The organism is Streptococcus sp. oral taxon 431, from assembly GCF_001553685.1.
GTDB lineage: Bacteria > Bacillota > Bacilli > Lactobacillales > Streptococcaceae > Streptococcus.
In genome coordinates, this window is record NZ_CP014264.1 from 70,001 (window position 1) to 87,327 (window position 17,327).

The following is a 17,327-nucleotide window of genomic DNA, read 5'->3' on the forward strand; positions in this document are numbered from 1 at the left end:
TATCAGACAAATGTGGTAGTTTATCTGAGCCTAACAAAGATGGCTTTTTCTGTCTAGCTTAATTTTACAAATTGGGATTATAAAGTATACTAGCATAATTCCTACAGTATTTTTTTCATTACAGAAATTTTAGATCTTTTTTGAAATGTAGGATTGTCCACCTGATTTGTTAATTTTTTTATCTGTTATTTATTTGAATATTCATTATAGTACATGATAGAAGTATCTTCCCTGTTTCTTCTATTTTTTTGTTATACTCATTTTATCAATAGAAATGGAGTCAAATAAAATGATTGAACAGATTTATGAACAATATCTTGATTTTTATGATGTTATTGAAAAGGAATATAGTTATTTAGTAGATAATGATTTAGAATGGGAAGTTTTTCATCTTCGATTTTTACTCTATTATTTAGTTAGGTACAAGCTTGATATTATGCATCCTTTATTTTCTTACCACTATAGAGCTTGCTACCGTTTGTACATTGAACAGTTATTGATTTCAAATGATTGGGTTGGGAGATAATTTATAAATTCCATATTTCCGAACGATTTCATAGTTTTTTCTTTTCAAAATATAAATTTACAATATTTTTTTAATATTAATTTTCTAGTTTTCTCTAATTCCCTAATGTTTCTGGTCTTTGGTCTTGAAAAAATTGAGAATCTTTATTATAATAAATTGTAAGATATAATTGTAGGTGAGATTCCTGCCATGTATGTGAGAAAGGAAGAGCCTAAGGGCTCAGACAAGATTATGACTTCAGTTGTTGTTGTAGGTACCCAGTGGGGTGATGAAGGTAAAGGGAAGATTACAGACTTCCTTTCAGCTAATGCAGAAGTGATTGCGCGTTACCAAGGTGGTGATAATGCTGGTCACACAATTGTGATTGATGGTAAGAAATTTAAGTTGCACTTGATTCCATCTGGGATTTTCTTCCCTGAAAAAATTTCTGTCATTGGGAATGGGATGGTTGTAAATCCTAAGTCACTTGTGAAAGAGTTGAGCTATCTTCATGATGAAGGTGTTACAACAGATAATCTACGTATTTCTGATCGTGCGCATGTTATTTTGCCGTACCACATCGAGTTAGACCGTCTGCAAGAAGAAGCTAAGGGTGAAAATAAGATTGGTACTACTATCAAGGGTATCGGACCAGCTTATATGGATAAGGCTGCTCGTGTTGGAATCCGTATTGCGGATCTTTTAGATAAAGATATTTTCCGTGAGCGTTTAGAACGTAACCTTGCTGAGAAAAATCGTCAATTTGTAAAATTGTATGATAGCGAACCTATTTCATTTGATGATATTTTTGAAGAATATTATGAGTATGGTCAACAAATTAAGCAATATGTCACAGATACTTCTGTTATTTTAAATGATGCGCTTGATAATGGCAAACGTGTCCTATTTGAAGGTGCCCAAGGTGTCATGCTAGATATTGACCAAGGTACTTATCCATTTGTTACGTCATCAAACCCTGTTGCTGGTGGTGTGACGATCGGTTCAGGTGTTGGTCCAAGCAAGATTGACAAGGTTGTAGGTGTATGTAAGGCCTATACAAGTCGTGTAGGAGATGGGCCTTTCCCAACTGAATTGTTTGATGAAGTGGGAGAACGCATTCGTGAAGTAGGTCATGAGTATGGTACGACAACAGGTCGTCCACGTCGTGTAGGTTGGTTTGACTCAGTTGTGATGCGTCATAGTCGCCGTGTTTCTGGAATTACGAATCTTTCTTTGAACTCTATCGATGTTTTGAGTGGTTTGGATACAGTTAAAATCTGTGTAGCTTATGATCTTGATGGTCAACGTATTGACTACTATCCAGCTAGTCTTGAACAATTGAAACGTTGTAAACCTATTTATGAAGAATTACCTGGTTGGTCAGAAGATATCACTGGAGTACGTACTTTGGAAGACCTTCCTGAAAATGCACGTAACTATGTTCGTCGTGTTAGCGAATTGGTTGGCGTTCGTATCTCTACTTTTTCAGTAGGTCCTGGTCGTGAACAAACAAATATTTTAGAAAGTGTTTGGTCATAAGAGATTTTTTAAGATTTGTTTAAGATAGTTCAGCTATACTATAGACAGTTACAAGAAGACCTCCTAACTTATTGTAACAAATATCCTAAACTTTTCTTTTTCATAATAATCTCCCTATAAAGTCACCGCATTCGGTGGCTTTTTTTTCAGTTGAAGAAAAAAACAGTGGGTATTAAGTCTCTAGATTAAGTCTTGATTTGGTAGCCCCAGATCTACGAGTTTTCAACATTTGGGTAAATTGCTTAAAGTTGTGAATTGAGAAAAGAAGTTTTGGTAAAAGAAGCTTTTTGAATTCTCAAATACCAACAAATCGTTCAATTTGCCATCACATCAAAGGCGCATAACTAAGAAAAAATGAGGTTGGGATTTCTGATCCCAGCCTCTTCAGTGAACTATTTTCTTGAGAATTTGTAAGTTAGACAAACTTGAATTTTTTTCTGAATCAGCTTACTTGATTATCTGATTTATCACTTTGAAATTGCTGTATTTCGTGCATAAAAGCATCTGCTTTTAGTTTGTCTGTGATGATACTGACACTGACTAGCTTATTTAGTTTTTTTTCATGTCCTTCTAAAAAAATAGGATTTCTAATTTTTATGCTTAACTTTACGCAATTAAAAGGACGCTTTTTAATGGTTATTTGTTCGATATCTTGAAGGCCAAATTGATAATGTAATAGGCTGTGACCTCTACTGCTATAGGTATAATACTGAACAGTATTGTTTTTAAAAATCTCTACTTTTACTCCATTTAGGTATAATACTGAACAGTATTGTTTTTAAAAATCTCTACTTTTACTCCATTTATGAAGAAAGAAAAGCCTAAAAACCATATAAGAAGTGGAGCATAAATCAGCGCTACCGCCATAACAATCTTGTCTGCAAAATCAGTATTGTAAGTCATCAGACGCTTTAGAATCCAGAGAATCATAACAGATATAGATATCATGGATGGGCCCCATACTCTATTAAATGTATCTTTATATGGAAACATCAAGGTAAGTTTTGGTTCATCCTGTAAAAATTCTAATTTCATTATTTACCCTTTCATCTTGTTTATTATTTAAATCTCAGGATAATCATCTCTTGGAGACTTATAGTTAAAAATCTTCCGACAGATCTGGACATTCTGTATCAGTTGTCTCCATTACTCTCAGTTCATGATTTCTAATGTTTCTCTGAATTTTGCTACTATTATACTCTTTTTATAACATTATTTCTACAAACCAGAGATTGAATACTATCTAAAGTTGGTTTCTGCAAATATTATAGAGGTCTTTTTTTGTCTAGGAAAACATGCTATAATGATAGAATTGATAGGCGAGAAAAGAGAGAAGTTATGGATTATACAATTGAAGAAAAAGAAGTTTTTATGAGAGAGGCCTTAAAGGAGGCGGAGATTGCTTTAGAGCATGATGAAATCCCAATTGGTTGTGTGATTGTCAAGGATGGAGAAATCATTGGTCGGGGGCACAATGCACGTGAGGAGTTGCAACGTGCGGTCATGCATGCGGAAATTATGGCCATTGAGAATGCTAATCTGAGGGAAGAGAGCTGGCGCTTGCTCGACTGCACACTTTTTGTGACCATTGAGCCGTGCGTTATGTGTAGTGGGGCGATTGGGCTTGCTCGTATCCCTAAGGTAGTTTATGGGGCTAAAAATCAGAAATTTGGCGCCGCGGGCAGCCTCTACGATATCTTAACAGATGAGCGCCTAAATCATCGTGTAGAGGTTGAAACAGGGATTTTAGAGAGTGAATGTGCAGGTATTATGCAGGAATTTTTCAGAAATCGACGGAAAAAATAATTTCTCTTTTAAAATCTTTGGAAATGTGGTATAATAACTAATGGAGCAACAGTTCTGCGTGAAGCGGGTCAGGGGAGGAATCCAGCAGCCCTAAGCGATGTGAATTGTGTGCTCTTTTTTCGTGCACTTAAAAAGCCCTTTAATATCAACGCTTTAAGGGGCTTTTGTTTGTCTTGTGTAAGGAAAAGGGGCAGTCGAGGGGCAGAATTTAAAATTTTATCTTGTCTAACTTGCTAGATATGTCTGATACCATTTTTTGAGTGACATGGGAATAAATCTCTAGCGTGGTCTTTGAGTCGCTATGTCCTACTCTATCCATGATAGCAGTCAAGGGGATACCTAATTCAGCAAGTAGGGATATATGGGAGTGTCTGAACATATGTGTAGTGATGTTCTTATCTATGCCGATTTTCTGTCCGTGTCTTTTCAAGGCTGCAATCACCCGGACATTTGTTATCGGCTCTCCTAGAGTGTTGATGAAAATAAAATCTGTATTAAATCCATTTGTTGCATTCTCTATTATTTGCTCTTTGATAATGTCTAACACTTTTTGAGGTGCTGTTATAACCCTATCAGATTTGACTGTCTTTGGTGTAGTTCTCTCTTTTTGTCTGAAATCGTATGTATGCTTGATGTGAATGGTCTTTTTAGAAAAATCTATATCCTCCTTGTAATTTAAGGCAGCAAGCTCTCCATACCGCATGCCGGTAAGAAAAAGAACTTTAGCTATTCGGATATACTTTGTGATTCGATAATCACAAAGGGCCTCTTCTTTTAAGTTTTGAATGAATAACTTAAATTCTTTCTGATCTAAGTATTTTGTATTTTTCTTTCTGAGATCGTCAGTTGTAATTAACTTTCTAGGCATTTCAACAAATAGCATTTCATTTGTATCGATGTAATTCATCCTGACCGCGAATTTCATTATCTGATTAAGCTTGAACTTTATTTTAGAAACATAGTTATGAGACCTTCCATCTTGTAATAGCTGATCTATCACTTTTTGTAATAATCGTCTATCAATGTTTCTAACCAAATAGTCGCCCTCTATCTGCTTTAAAATCTCTTTTTTAACATTTTTTGAAGCGTAGACGGTTGAATTTTTAACACCGTGTTTCCAGTTCTCCTCAAATTCCTCGTATAGTTTTTCAAAAGTTATATCAGAAACAAAATGTTGTTTTTCTCCTAACTTTTGTTTTATCTTTTCCTGCAGTAAAATCGCAGCTTGATTTCTTGCCTGGGGAGTTTTCTTCTCCATCGTGACTGAGACTTTTTTCAATTTCTCAGTATATGGGTCTTTGTATCGCTCAAAATATTTAAACTTGCCGTTTGGCAATTCTTCCATCCACATTGATTTTACCTCACTTTTTTGATAAAATGGGTATAGTAAAACAGGCCATTTAATGCCTTTTACTATACATGATCGCCTCACGCTCAGACTCGCCAAAGTTTTGAGAGCGTGGGGCTTTTTTTGAGTTGTTTCCAAAATGGAAACAGTTGGTTTTATTCCCCTCTATACACCCCAACAACTGCATAGATCTTGATGTGTGTATCTTCGGCTGGTGGGAAGTCTAGGATGATGTCTTCATACTTGTCATTGAGCGACACTAGGCGTAAGCGTCCGTTTTCGGTATATATCTTCTTGAAGTAAGAACGGTCTCCATATGCGATAACTGCTAAATCTCCGTTGTAGGTAGTCAGTCCTTTGTCTACTAAATAGAGAATGTCTCCGTCTTGGTAGTCAGGTTGCATGGAGTCTCCACTTACCTTAGTTGCAATGTCATGACGTGGTGGTTGCTCGTCAACCTCTATTGTCTCTCTATCTGTATCATCGTAACCAAATCCATAGTTAAATCCACAAGCTGCTGCCGTTTCAGACACTATCTCGACTTGATACAAGCTGATGAGGTTTTCCGACACTTCGTTTCCCTTCGTTTTTTCTTCGTTTTCTTGACTCTCCAGAAGCTCCTCAGACGTCCGTAGAACGATTTTTTTGTTTGAAGTGGTTAATTGCACTACCTTATCCGTTATCTGCTGTGTGAGCGAATCTGGAGCATCTGGGAGGGGGTGGGTGATAGCTATGGATTTTAGATGAGGAGGAGTAGAATTGATTTGAATTTCTTGATCATCATCAAGCTTATCAATTAAAGCTTCTACAGAAATTTGCATACCTTTTGCAATTTTTTCTATCGTCTCATAAGATGGGATAATGGGCTTTTTTGACTTCGGATGTTCATTCTTTTCAAGCATAGAAATATATCCCTTCGTTAAGTCGGACAATTCACAAAAAGCATCCATTGATAACTTGTGCTCCGTTCTATACGATTTTAGTAATTCTCCTAACTTCATAAAAAGCTCCTTTCTATATATTGTTTAATCCATTATACACCTTTAAATAAAAAAAGTAAATTTTTTTGTTTAACACGCTTGACATTTCTTGTTTAACGTGTTAAACTATAATCAAGCTTAAGGAAATAACAAAAACCAAGAGCAAAAAAGAAAGGAGTAGGCAAATGAACGAATTAGAAAGAAAAGCCCTCGACGATGTGTTGAGGACGGTTAGACTTATAAATCAAAAAGTCGCTGAGGTTAATGAACTTCAAAGTCAACAAGAGCTAGCTATTTCTTATCTGCGGGGAATAATGGATGGCTCTGGACCTGTTTGATTCTATCTTGAACTTCTTGTAGAATTGACTGCTGATCACCTATTATTGGTTTTGCATTAAAATCATAAGTGTGTACGAGAGAAGAATGAGACTGTTGCTTTTCTAACAGACTTAGTATCTTGTTTAGTTTTTTAGTTAACTTGTCATCAAGCTCTTCTAATGTAACGCTTTTATCAATACGACTTTCAGGCATTTCGAAGTTTTCAAAGCTTTTCATTTTAGCTTTTAAATCCTTTTTGGATTGCTCGATTTTTCCAACAGAAAGGTTATAGAAAACAGTTCTTTGGGATATGACATCAAAAGGAAGTTTGTTTCCCATTTGTATAATAGGGACCAAAGGGAGTTCTAATGCTTGTCGAAATCCTAATTCATAAAATGCATTCGGATTGTGTCCTGTCATATCTGCTACAACCATAGGAGCAGTCTTGAGGTAGCTGATGATAGTTTCATTGATATTATCAACTGCATCTACTTGGTCAACTCGTACTGGTTTATATCCTAATTCCTCACAGACTGGGGCTATCAGGTAAGAAAAAACCTCGTCTGCTCTATCTCTAGTTTCTGTTCCAGATTCACCGATAGCAGTTACAATAAAACAAATTTTTTCAGTCATGTTTTTCTCCAATCATTTTATTTTGATTATACCATATTTGAAAGGGGGTGAGGAAATGAGACCAAGACGATATCCGTATAGTGGAAAAATAAAAAAGTCTATCAATTTTCAGATAGACTTAGAAAAATTCAAGCGTCTTAGCTATGAAGCCATTCATGATACTTCTCAAGTAACTCAATAGTAGTTATTGCAGAAATTAAACTACTGACCATCCCAAGTTGCAATCCGTCTGTATGGTCAATCTGTTTAGTAGCTTCATTAGCTTTAGCAGCGATAGCTTGCATATCTTCAGCTGTTAAAGATTCTCGAAATTCTTTAAAGGATTTCATAAAATCACCTCCTTTCTAGTTTTATTATAGCAGAAAGCGAGGAGAGAAAAAGAAAAATAAGGAGGTAGGAACGTGCAAGGAGAACGTTTAAGAAAATGGCGCGAGAAAGAGAAAATGTCTCAAGAGGAACTCGCAGAGAAGTCAAATGTTTCTCGAACAACAATACACTTGATTGAATCAGGTCAGTCGTCAACAGTGAAAATTCGAACACTTCAAAAATTAGCAGTAGTTTTTAATAAGCAGGTGAAAGATTTTTTTTAAAGCAAACGTTTAACAAGTTAAACAAAAAAATAAGAAAGGAACGACCTTAGTGATGTTTATCGAAATTGAAAATTTATCAGATTTTATAGAATCCGCTAAAGAGGTCATAAAGAAAGCCGAAGAACTAGAAGCTGCTGTTCAACGGCTAAATGAAATGGAACTGGAATTAAAAACCAAGGCGACTGATAAGTAAAGCTTTTTGAGCTTCGGTCAGCATCTCTTTCCAGCTGGAGAATTTGGTTTGATTTGAAACGAATGTGTCTAAGGTTGTTTCATCTGCTTTTTCAAGTTCTTCTGCGGTAGAAATGTTTTCAGGACTTGATTTCAAGAAATCTTCTATGCTGGTGAAATTCGAATTTTCGCGCATAAATTTTTCAGAAAATATTTCATCAAAAGAATATTTGTGAGTTCCTGAAACTGACTGAGCGTTTTTAGATAACTGTTTGAGTTTTTTCTCAAACCCATCCATTCCTTTTATCTTAAAAGACATAGGATTCACCTCCTTTCTGCTTATATTATAGCAGAAATGGAGATTAGAAATAGAAAGGAGGACGGATGAAAGAAAATAAAGAACATCTTCATGAACGCATAAAGCATTTTCAGTCATTGGTTGATTATATGTCTGAGCATGAGAAAAAGTATTATTTAGAAAAAGATTGGTTCGATAACCCAACCCTAATTTCTATAGAGGACGCAAAAAAAGAAGTAGAACTAGCCAAGAAGAAGATGGAAACATGTAAAGTTGAACAGGAACTTAATCGTTTTCTACATGTTCCTTTGAAATTAAAAATTTTACGAGAATGTTTGTTGTATTTATTCTTCAAAATGAACAGTGATACGCAAGACATAACAGTAGAAAAATCAACCGTTCATTCTAGCGATGGAACAAGCAAGATAGTTTATACGGTTACTGTATGCGACTAAATACAAAAAAAGCACCTAACGAAGTTAGGCGCTTACCAAAAAATTCACTTAAATTATAACACGAAAGGAGCAAAAATGGAAGCAGTTGAAATTGTAAGAATTAAAGATGTGATCATCGAGAAGGTTTCGGCTAATGATGAAGAATTAGAACACATCTTCGGATGCTCAAAACGGCAAGCGGGAGACATGAGACGCGAGATGAAGAAGCTACCTAGCCAACAGAAGCATCTTAGGAATGATGGTCAGCTTGTCACAATCAAAGGTTTTGACGAATATCTGCAATATCGTGGGACTCAAGCTTGGAAAAAAGAAATGGTGAAAAGCAAGAAAATGAGGTCAGTCGGATGAACTTTTTAACAAAAATAAAAAACTGGTTGGAAAAAGAAATAAATACTGACTGGAGAATCGTAGCTTTGGATTTAAACAGAGCGTTGATTGACCTTCAAGAAAAATACCAACAAGCGAATCAACGTATAGCTGATCTTGAAAATATTGTGGCGATTTATGAAGAAAAGGAGAAAGCGAGATGATGGAATACATTTACCTGGTAACAATCGTAGGAATTACTCTGTGGTCACTAGTAAATAAACTAGATGATCACGCTGAAATGAAGCAGAAAGAACGTCAGCTGATGGCAAGTAATGTCGCACGCATGAATCTGAGAAACTCAGACAAGCAATTTACTTATGATGTAGAGCCGCCTGTGGGACTTGCGAAAGGTGTAGAAGAAGGAGCTTAAAATGGTCCGAAATAAATTGACAGATTTAACCAATACTTTGTTTGCCCAACTAGAAACATTGGACGACAGGGATCTTACAGCAGATGAATTAAAAGTGGAATTGCAGCGCTCGAAACAAATGGTTGCCATATCAGGACAAATCTTACAAGCAGGTCAATTGGCCTTGGATGCTGAGAAGTTCAAAGATAAGGTAGGTGAAGTCAATGCCCCGATCGCTTTGCTGGAAGGATGAATATACCGAATATATGCATGAGATTTGCCCTGGTCGATTAACTCCTGAAGTAACCAAATTACTGAATGAGAAATTTGGTACGAATTACAACAAGAGTCAAATCGGTGGGGTACGCAAACGTCTTGGATTACCGGTTGGGAAAATCTATCAAGGTAAATTGTTGACAAAAGAACAACATGATTATCTTGTATCAATCCAAAAAAATAAGACTTCTCGCGATGTCGCGAATGAAATGAATCAAAAATTTGGATTATCACTAACTGAGAAACAGATTAAGAGTTATCGAAGAAATAATAATCTGAATAGTGGCTTGACAGGAAGATTCGAGAAAGGTCGAGTTCCTTACAATAAAGGGAAAAAACTACCCAATATGCCCAGAAATAGCGGGCAGTTCAAAAAAGGAAACAAGCCTCCTAATTATGTACCAGTCGGTACAATCAACTACACAACCGATGGCTACCCGAAAGAAAAAATCGGAGAACCTAATAAATGGGTGTTGAAACACCGCAAGGTCTGGGAGGAACATCATGGCCCGATACCAAAAGGGTATTCTGTTTGCTTCCTAGACAGAGATAAGACCAATTATGATATCTCTAACCTTATTCTTTTATCGAATGAAGAACTTGCTCGAATGAATCAGAATAATTACTTTAGTTCAGATCCGGAATTGACTAAGTTAGGAGCAGGCATCACAAAATTAAGTAGAAAAATAAAACAACAGGAGTAACAAATGGTAACGATCAACAAATTAGAAATTGAAAACGTTAAGCGGGTTAAAGCGGTCAAATTAGAGCCGTCAGCGACTGGTTTGACGATTGTTGGCGGAAATAACAATCAAGGGAAAACAAGCGTATTAGACGCGATAGCTTGGGCGTTAGGGGGCAACAAGTATAAACCGAGCCAAGCGCAACGTGAAGGCAGCACAATCCCACCAAATTTAAAAATCACGCTATCAAACGGCCTGATTGTAGAGCGTAGCGGGAAGAACAGCACTCTCAAGGTCATTGATCCAAGTGGTAACAAGGCTGGACAAAACTTGCTTGATAGCTTCGTGGAAGAGCTGGCTATCAATTTGCCAAAATTCATGGAGCAGACTAGCAAAGAAAAAGCGAAGACATTACTACAAATCATCGGAGTTGGTCCACAGTTGGCTGAACTTGAAATGCAAGAGAAATCCAAGTATGACGAGCGCCACGCAATCGGTGTGATTGCTGACCAGAAAGAAAAGTTTGCGAAAGAACAACCGTACTACCCAGATGCACCGAAAGAGCTGGTCTCTATCTCTGAACTTATCCAACAACAGCAAGCCATCCTTGCTAAGAATGGCGAGAATGCCCGTAAGCGCCAGAATTTAGTAGCTATCCGAAATCAACACGACTCAGCAACTGCAGAAGTTGAACGACTGGAGCAATTGTTGGCTGACGCGAGAACAAAAGAAGAACAATTGGCTCAAGACTTAGCTATCGCAAATACCGACGCTATGGATCTTATCGATGAATCTACTGAAGAAATCGAACGTAACATCGCAGAGATCGATGAAATCAATCGTAAAGTACGTGCTAATCTGGACAAGGATAAAGCCGAAGAAGATGCTAAGGGGTATCGCGAGCAATACAAGGAGCTTGATAATGTGATTGATGATATCCGTAAGCAGAAGACAAACTTACTCACAAATGCAGACTTGCCGTTGCCTGGTTTGTTCGTGGATGATGGCGAATTACTCTATCTTGGTCAGCGCTGGGATAACATGTCTGGTAGTCAGCAATTACAAGTAGCAACTGCTATCGTGCGTAAATTGAAGCCGGAATGTGGTTTCGTGCTAATCGATAAGTTAGAGCAAATGGATCAGTTGACTCTTCAAGAATTTGGCGCGTGGCTTGAGCAAGAAGGCTTGCAAGCAATCGCGACACGGGTATCAACAGGAGACGAATGTAGCATTCTGATTGAAGACGGTTATAGTGTGAAGCCAGATGTGGCACAAACCCCAAAAACATGGCAAGGTGGATTTTAAAAAATAAAGGAGAACAATCATGAAACAGCAAAAAACTTTTATCGTATTACGTAACAAAAAAACAGGATATTTTTTATCAGATTATAAAAATCGGACAGGTCGTCTAGCTTATGAAGCAAGCTGGGTAGAATGTGTAAACGATGCTTTAATTATTCCAGAAGATTACTTGATTAAAGAAGAAAATAGATACAAAGGAATGGCTCGTATTTTTGAAGCCGAGTTGATTCGTGTAAAGGCTGAATTCTTAATTGGAACATTAGACGGAAAAGAACCTAACGAACCGCTTCAGAATGTCGATGATATCAATAAAGAAAAGTTTTTTACGCTCGCTGGTTGAAGGAATTTTTGGAGGTGAATAATGCAAATCACTAGAGGAAAACGAGCACGAGCTCAAAAAGTTGTTATTTATGGTCCTGAAGGAATCGGCAAGTCCACGTTTGCTGCTGAATTTCCAAATGCTGTCTTCATCGATACAGAAGGTTCGACAGACAACATGGATGTGGCACGACTCGACAAACCGACCAGCTGGACCATGCTCATCAATGAGATTGCTTTTATCAAAGCAAATCCGACTGAGTGTGGAACGCTCGTTATCGACACGATCGATTGGGCAGAAGCTTTGGCAGTTAATTACATCTGTTCGCAACATGGTAAGCAAGGGATCGAAGATTTCGGTTGGGGCAAAGGTTACACTTATGTCCAAGAAGAAATGGGGCGTTTCTTGAATAGCTTGTCTGATTTGGTTGATATGGGTATCAACGTGGTATTGACTGCGCACGCTCAAATTAAGAAATTTGAGCAACCAGACGAGATGGGTTCGTACGATCGATATGAATTAAAGCTTGGTCAAAAGACAGGGTCTAAGACCGCGCCCCTTGTAAAAGAATGGGCAGACATGGTTCTATTTGCCAATTACAAGACCTTGGTCATGACGACTGATAACGGCAAAAAGAAAGCCCAGGGCGGTGAACGTGTGATGTATACCAATCATCGACCGGCTTGGGATGCCAAAAATCGTCACGGATTACCAGATGAAATGCCGTTCAACTATGATGGAATCGCTCATATCTTCGCGAATCAGCAAGTGCATACACAACAGCCACAACCGCAGACAGTCGCTCCAGAACCTCAGCAAATGGTACAGCAAACCCCTGAACCAGTCCAAGAGGAGTTGCCTCTCGATATGTCGCAGGTGGCTGAAAAGCCTCAAAATGAAGCTCCTAGCACACCGCAGACACCACTTGAGCAATATCATGCAAACTTGCCAAAGAGTTTGACGGACCTCATGACGCAAGGCAACGTGACGGAAGAAGAGCTCCAAAAAGTAGCTTACATCCGTGGGCACTTCCCGTTAGGAACGCCAATCGAAAACTTCCCTAATGATTATTGGGATATGATTGTGGCACATTGGCAGGCTACTATGGAAGTTATTCAAAATCAAGTACGAGCAGACCCTGAACTGCCCTTCACGATGTAGATTCTGGGAATTAGAAATCATAGCAAAATATAATAAGGAGTATCTATGAAAGATAAAACTATTAAAATTGATTTGTCAAAAATCGCAAATACAGCCCTACAAGAAAAGGTTGACAAAGAACTTGAAAAAGTCCTTGAGAATATTCTGGATCTCAATACAGAAGCTAAAGCGACTCGCAAGGTTACTATCATACTAACGATGTCAACAGACGATGAACGTACAGTCGTTAAGACAGGCATGGAAGTCAAATCTACTTTAGCACCGCAGAAAGGTGTTGCAACAACTGTTATTGTCGGTCGTGATGACACTGGTAAAATTCACGCAAATGAGCTCAAAAGTGGCATCCCTGGTCAGACATACTTTGATGACAACGGAGACATGCGGACCGATACTGGCGATCTCATCGAAAAAGTGGAACAACAGGAAAAATCTAAAATCATTGATTACAATCAAAAGAAAGCAGGTAACTAACCATGACAGAAAATATTAAAGATGCATTATCATACGCAGTCGAATTAGCAGGTAAAGAAAACAAAATCATTCGTTCAGAAACTGGGAAGGAATATTTTGACAGCGATGAATATGACTTACAGGAACTTAACCCTCGTAAGTACGCACCTATCCTTGAGCTTCAGACACTCAAAAGTCTAGTTGACTATCTCAAATCAGATAACGATCTCATCAGTGATCGTAAACTTGTAGTTGTCGTGGACAGTTACCAAAAAGTATCTGTATATGATCAAGTTGATTTTGAAAATGGTAAACGTCCTCAGCTCGTATCTGTAAAAGCAACTGTTCCAATTATTCCGTTCAGTAATTGGCGCGACCAGGAAGAATTCAATATTATGCTGCAGTCTATGTTCATCAATGATGCAGATCGCAATTTGGTTTTGGATTTTGCTAGCCATTTAAAAATCGAAAAAGGCGCAGAAGTACAGGATAATGGCATCAGTCAAATGGCGACAGTTCGCGATGGTGTAGCAAGCTTAGCACAAGCTAAGACTCCAAATCCAGTAACTTTGCGACCGTATCGTACCTTCAACGAAGTAGAACAGCCTGCTAGTCAATTCGTCTTCCGAATCAACAAGTTGGCGAATCTGGCACTTTTCGAAGCAGATGGTGGTAAATGGAAATTAGAAGCCGTCGAAAACATCGCAAATTATTTAAAAAATGAACTTGCTATCAACAAAAAAATTACTATTTTAGCTTAAAGGAGAAAACAACATGACACAACAATACAATAATTTTGAGCGTGAATTCGGATGGGAAGATGAAATCGTCCAAGATTCTTCATATGTACTTTTAGAACCCGGAGAATACTGGTTTACGGTAACTAAAATTGAACGTCAGCGACATATACCGAATCCGAATTCGAGAAGTAAAAATCCACTCCCTCCATGTAACAAAGCGGTTGTAACTTTGAGTATTTTGAATATGGAAGGAGATAAAAAGGAAATAACTTATAATTTATTCCTTCATTCTCGCACAGAAGGTATGTTATCTGCATTCTTTGGTGCAATTGGTTTAAAAAAACATGGAGAGCCTTTAAAAATGGACTGGAATGCAGCATTGAATTCTGTAGGGGTATGTAATGTAAAAAAAGCTATTTCTACCAATGGGAATGAATACAACGATATAGGCTTTATGGTATATGCAGATGAAGTTGATGTAACAAAACAACTAAATACTCGTCCTAATCTGCTTAACCAAAATAGTTATCCTCAAAATGGAAGTAACCAAAACTATCAGCAACCAGCCTACCAGCAACCACAGCAACCGAATTTTGCGCAACAACCACAACAGCCACAAGCTGGATACCAAGCTGGGCAGTTCTAGGAGGTAATGGATGCAATTAAGACCTTATCAACAGGAAGCACGGGAAGCTGTTCAAGCTGAATGGGCTAAAGGTCGCAAGCGCACGCTCTTAGTATTGCCTACAGGATGTGGAAAGACAATCGTCTTTTCCAAAATCATTGAAGACCAAGTGAAAGAGGGCAAGCGTGTGCTTGTCCTTGCTCATAGGTCTGAATTGTTAGAGCAGGCTAGCGATAAGCTCAAGACTGCGACAGGTCTCGGCACGGCTTTAGAGAAAGCAGAGAATACCTCTATCGGCTCTTGGTATCGGGTTGTAGTAGGATCGGTTCAGACTATGCAGAGAGAGAAGCGACTTAGTCAATTTCCTCCTGACTGGTTCGATACGATTGTCGTTGATGAAGCCCATCACGCTATTTCAGATGGTTATCAGCGCGTCCTTGGTTATTTTGAACAATCGAATGTACTGGGAGTGACTGCCACACCAGATCGTGGAGATATGAAGAACCTTGGCTCTTACTTCGATAGCTTGGCTTATGAGTATTCGCTAGTTCAAGCTATTCAAGAAGGATATCTATCTAAAATCAAGGCTCTAACAATTCCGCTTAGCTTGGATTTGACAAATGTCAGCATGTCAGCGGGCGATTTCAAGGCGAGCGATGTCGGGACGGCATTAGATCCATACCTGGAGCAGATAGCGGATGAAATGGTCAAGCAATGTGCAGACCGCAAAACGGTCGTATTCTTGCCTTTGGTAAAGACCTCGCAGAAGTTTCGCGACATCCTAAACTCAAAAGGTTTTCGTGCTGCTGAAGTCAACGGAGAGTCCAAGGACCGTACAGAAGTTTTAGAAGACTTCGAGAAAGATCGGTACAACGTTCTTTGCAATTCGATGTTATTAACAGAAGGCTGGGACTGCCCGTCAGTAGACTGCGTGGTCGTGTTGAGACCTACTAAAGTACGTGCTTTGTATAGCCAGATGGTAGGGCGTGGGACTCGCTTGCACCCAGGTAAAGAAGAATTACTCTTACTTGACTTCCTCTGGCACACGGAACGCCACGAGCTATGCCGACCAGCACACTTGATCTGCGAGACTCCAGAAGTTGCTCAGAAAATGGTTGAGAATATGGAAGAGCAAACCGGAGTCATGCTTGACCTTGAAGATATGGAAGTGAAGGCAGCAGAAGACGTAGTCGCTCAACGCGAGGAAGCCTTAGCTAAACAATTAGAAGAAATGCGTAAGCGTAAACGCAAGTTAGTCGATCCATTGCAATTCGAAATGTCTATCCATGCTGAAGATTTATCGAACTATGTGCCCAACTTCGGATGGGAGATGGCACCACCTAGCGACAAACAAATCAAAGCGCTTGAAAAATATGGAATCTTTACTGACGAAGTAGGTAATGCTGGAAAAGCCAATCTCTTGTTGGATAGATTGCACAAACGACAATCAGAAGGCTTGACGACTCCAAAGCAAATCCGCTTCCTGGAAGGCCGTGGATTCAAAGATGTCGGTATGTGGCAATTTGACCACGCTAAAAATATGATTGATCGCATTGCGGCCAACGGTTGGAGATTGCCAGCAGGCGTGCGACCAGCTGAATATGTACCGGGGTGATGTATGAAATCTCTTTTACGATATCCAGGGAGTAAATGGAATCTTGCTGGCAGGATTGTAGAACTATTGCCGAAGCACAAAACTTACTTAGAACCCTACTTCGGTAGTGGTGCGATACTGTTTACCAAACAGCCAAGCGCTATTGAGACAGTCAACGATCTAAATGATGATGTAGTCAATCTTTTTCAGGTGATACAACAGGAACCTGAAGCGCTGGCCGAAAAAATCTTTCTGACTCCTTACAGTAGAAGGATTTATGACAATGCTTGGGAAGTTCGGTCAGAGAATGAGATTGATAAAGCTCTGAATTTTGTCATACGTTCTGTTATGAGCCACGGCTTTCGAAATATTGAAAAATCTGGTTGGAAAATGGATATTAACGGCAGAGAACGAGCTTACGCAGTCAAACATTGGAATGATTTACCAGAGTTGGTCCAAGAAATGACATTGCGATTAAAGCAGGTTCAGATTGAATGTCGGCCAGCCATTGAACTAATAGAGAAATACAGTCGGGAAGATGTCTGTATGTATGTAGATCCTCCCTATGTTCTCAGTACGAGGACGAGAAAACAATATTCGGTAGAAATGGATGATTGTGACCACGAAGAGTTGTTAGAGGTTTTGAATCAATCCAAGGCCAATATTCTTCTGAGCGGATATGATAGCGACTTGTATAATAAACGTTTGTCGAATTGGGAAAGGGTGGAGTTCTCGGCGACTGCAGAGAAAGGGCTACCGAGAACAGAAATTCTTTGGATGAACTATCAACCAAAGAAGCAATTATTATTATTTTAA

25 protein-coding genes and 1 other RNA gene are annotated in these 17,327 nt (G+C 38.6%); 20 read left to right on the forward strand and 6 right to left on the reverse strand.

Annotation, left to right across the window (positions count from 1 at the left end):
- Positions 1 to 289 precede the first annotated feature (289 nt).
- Together comW and AXE83_RS00330 are read left to right on the forward strand one after the other, a co-directional pair.
- A complete protein-coding gene (gene comW, locus AXE83_RS00325; protein WP_049530063.1) occupies positions 290 to 526 on the forward strand; it encodes a sigma(X)-activator ComW in 237 nt (78 codons plus the stop codon).
- A 231-nt stretch (positions 527 to 757) separates the two neighbouring features.
- Positions 758 to 2,044, forward strand: a complete 1,287-nt coding sequence (locus tag AXE83_RS00330; RefSeq protein WP_060956337.1) for an adenylosuccinate synthase — start codon at positions 758 to 760, stop codon at positions 2,042 to 2,044.
- 750 nt (positions 2,045 to 2,794) lie between these two features.
- On the opposite strand, the gene AXE83_RS11310 is transcribed toward AXE83_RS00330, so the two are convergent.
- Positions 2,795 to 3,079 carry a hypothetical protein gene (locus AXE83_RS11310; RefSeq protein ID WP_223299862.1) on the reverse strand — a complete coding sequence of 95 codons (285 nt, stop codon included), beginning with the start codon at positions 3,077 to 3,079 and terminating at the stop codon, positions 2,795 to 2,797.
- Positions 3,080 to 3,382: 303 nt separating this feature from the next.
- Between AXE83_RS11310 and tadA the strand changes: the two genes are divergently transcribed.
- Both tadA and ffs read left to right on the forward strand, forming a co-directional pair.
- Complete coding sequence (gene tadA / locus AXE83_RS00340) at positions 3,383 to 3,850, forward strand: tRNA adenosine(34) deaminase TadA (protein ID WP_060954984.1); 468 nt, start codon at positions 3,383 to 3,385, stop codon at positions 3,848 to 3,850.
- A gap of 32 nt (positions 3,851 to 3,882) precedes the next feature.
- An RNA gene (gene ffs / locus AXE83_RS00345) (signal recognition particle sRNA small type) lies at positions 3,883 to 3,980 on the forward strand.
- Positions 3,981 to 4,058: 78 nt separating this feature from the next.
- Here ffs and AXE83_RS00350 read toward each other — a convergent pair.
- The 4 genes from AXE83_RS00350 to AXE83_RS00365 all read right to left on the reverse strand — a co-directional run bounded on the left by AXE83_RS00350 (position 4,059) and on the right by AXE83_RS00365 (position 7,458).
- Positions 4,059 to 5,201 carry a tyrosine-type recombinase/integrase gene (locus AXE83_RS00350; RefSeq protein WP_060954985.1) on the reverse strand — a complete coding sequence of 381 codons (1,143 nt, stop codon included), beginning with the start codon at positions 5,199 to 5,201 and terminating at the stop codon, positions 4,059 to 4,061.
- Between the two features lie 152 nt (positions 5,202 to 5,353).
- On the reverse strand, positions 5,354 to 6,199 hold the full coding sequence (locus AXE83_RS00355) for an XRE family transcriptional regulator (RefSeq protein WP_060954986.1): 846 nt from the start codon (positions 6,197 to 6,199) through the stop codon (positions 5,354 to 5,356).
- A 270-nt stretch (positions 6,200 to 6,469) separates the two neighbouring features.
- Positions 6,470 to 7,129 carry a hypothetical protein gene (locus AXE83_RS00360; protein ID WP_060954987.1) on the reverse strand — a complete coding sequence of 220 codons (660 nt, stop codon included), beginning with the start codon at positions 7,127 to 7,129 and terminating at the stop codon, positions 6,470 to 6,472.
- A gap of 137 nt (positions 7,130 to 7,266) precedes the next feature.
- A complete protein-coding gene (locus AXE83_RS00365) occupies positions 7,267 to 7,458 on the reverse strand; it encodes a hypothetical protein (protein WP_060954988.1) in 192 nt (63 codons plus the stop codon).
- A gap of 72 nt (positions 7,459 to 7,530) precedes the next feature.
- Here AXE83_RS00365 and AXE83_RS00370 point away from each other — a divergent pair, with 72 nt between their 5' ends.
- Both AXE83_RS00370 and AXE83_RS11130 read left to right on the forward strand, forming a co-directional pair.
- Entirely contained in the window at positions 7,531 to 7,719 is a 189-nt protein-coding gene (locus AXE83_RS00370; RefSeq protein WP_001161207.1) for a helix-turn-helix transcriptional regulator, read from the forward strand.
- 49 nt (positions 7,720 to 7,768) lie between these two features.
- The gene (locus AXE83_RS11130) at positions 7,769 to 7,912 is read left to right on the forward strand and encodes a hypothetical protein (RefSeq protein ID WP_223299878.1); all 144 of its coding nucleotides are present in this window, start codon (positions 7,769 to 7,771) and stop codon (positions 7,910 to 7,912) included.
- Here AXE83_RS11130 and AXE83_RS00375 read toward each other — a convergent pair.
- Positions 7,886 to 8,209: a hypothetical protein gene (locus AXE83_RS00375; RefSeq protein WP_060954989.1), complete on the reverse strand. Its 324-nt coding sequence runs from the start codon at positions 8,207 to 8,209 to the stop codon at positions 7,886 to 7,888. The two genes, AXE83_RS11130 and AXE83_RS00375, sit on opposite strands and share 27 nt — an antisense overlap.
- Before the next feature lie 65 nt (positions 8,210 to 8,274).
- Between AXE83_RS00375 and AXE83_RS00380 the strand changes: the two genes are divergently transcribed.
- The 14 genes from AXE83_RS00380 to AXE83_RS00445 all read left to right on the forward strand — a co-directional run bounded on the left by AXE83_RS00380 (position 8,275) and on the right by AXE83_RS00445 (position 17,327).
- Positions 8,275 to 8,643 (forward strand): hypothetical protein, encoded by a 369-nt coding sequence (locus AXE83_RS00380; protein WP_060954990.1) that lies wholly within the window; start codon positions 8,275 to 8,277, stop codon positions 8,641 to 8,643.
- 75 nt (positions 8,644 to 8,718) lie between these two features.
- Positions 8,719 to 8,991 carry a hypothetical protein gene (locus AXE83_RS00385; protein WP_054380428.1) on the forward strand — a complete coding sequence of 91 codons (273 nt, stop codon included), beginning with the start codon at positions 8,719 to 8,721 and terminating at the stop codon, positions 8,989 to 8,991.
- A complete protein-coding gene (locus tag AXE83_RS00390) occupies positions 8,988 to 9,173 on the forward strand; it encodes a hypothetical protein (RefSeq protein WP_060954991.1) in 186 nt (61 codons plus the stop codon). The genes AXE83_RS00385 and AXE83_RS00390 overlap by 4 nt, the downstream gene beginning before the upstream one ends.
- Positions 9,170 to 9,382: a hypothetical protein gene (locus AXE83_RS00395; protein ID WP_060954992.1), complete on the forward strand. Its 213-nt coding sequence runs from the start codon at positions 9,170 to 9,172 to the stop codon at positions 9,380 to 9,382. The genes AXE83_RS00390 and AXE83_RS00395 overlap by 4 nt, the downstream gene beginning before the upstream one ends.
- A 1-nt stretch (position 9,383) precedes the next feature.
- On the forward strand, positions 9,384 to 9,614 hold the full coding sequence (locus tag AXE83_RS00400) for a hypothetical protein (RefSeq protein ID WP_049524821.1): 231 nt from the start codon (positions 9,384 to 9,386) through the stop codon (positions 9,612 to 9,614).
- A 13-nt stretch (positions 9,615 to 9,627) separates the two neighbouring features.
- Complete coding sequence (locus tag AXE83_RS00405) at positions 9,628 to 10,341, forward strand: HNH endonuclease signature motif containing protein (RefSeq protein ID WP_060954993.1); 714 nt, start codon at positions 9,628 to 9,630, stop codon at positions 10,339 to 10,341.
- A 3-nt stretch (positions 10,342 to 10,344) separates the two neighbouring features.
- Positions 10,345 to 11,625 (forward strand): AAA family ATPase, encoded by a 1,281-nt coding sequence (locus AXE83_RS00410; RefSeq protein ID WP_060954994.1) that lies wholly within the window; start codon positions 10,345 to 10,347, stop codon positions 11,623 to 11,625.
- 19 nt (positions 11,626 to 11,644) lie between these two features.
- On the forward strand, positions 11,645 to 11,962 hold the full coding sequence (locus tag AXE83_RS00415; RefSeq protein WP_060954995.1) for a hypothetical protein: 318 nt from the start codon (positions 11,645 to 11,647) through the stop codon (positions 11,960 to 11,962).
- A 21-nt stretch (positions 11,963 to 11,983) separates the two neighbouring features.
- Positions 11,984 to 13,102 (forward strand): ATP-binding protein, encoded by a 1,119-nt coding sequence (locus tag AXE83_RS00420; protein ID WP_060954996.1) that lies wholly within the window; start codon positions 11,984 to 11,986, stop codon positions 13,100 to 13,102.
- A 45-nt stretch (positions 13,103 to 13,147) separates the two neighbouring features.
- Entirely contained in the window at positions 13,148 to 13,573 is a 426-nt protein-coding gene (locus AXE83_RS00425) for a hypothetical protein (protein ID WP_060954997.1), read from the forward strand.
- Between the two features lie 2 nt (positions 13,574 to 13,575).
- Positions 13,576 to 14,313, forward strand: coding sequence for a hypothetical protein (locus tag AXE83_RS00430; protein WP_060954998.1), 738 nt, complete (start codon positions 13,576 to 13,578; stop codon positions 14,311 to 14,313).
- A 13-nt stretch (positions 14,314 to 14,326) separates the two neighbouring features.
- Positions 14,327 to 14,938, forward strand: coding sequence for a hypothetical protein (locus AXE83_RS00435; RefSeq protein WP_060954999.1), 612 nt, complete (start codon positions 14,327 to 14,329; stop codon positions 14,936 to 14,938).
- 10 nt (positions 14,939 to 14,948) lie between these two features.
- A complete protein-coding gene (locus AXE83_RS00440) occupies positions 14,949 to 16,532 on the forward strand; it encodes a DEAD/DEAH box helicase (protein WP_060955000.1) in 1,584 nt (527 codons plus the stop codon).
- 3 nt (positions 16,533 to 16,535) lie between these two features.
- A complete protein-coding gene (locus AXE83_RS00445) occupies positions 16,536 to 17,327 on the forward strand; it encodes a DNA adenine methylase (RefSeq protein WP_060955001.1) in 792 nt (263 codons plus the stop codon).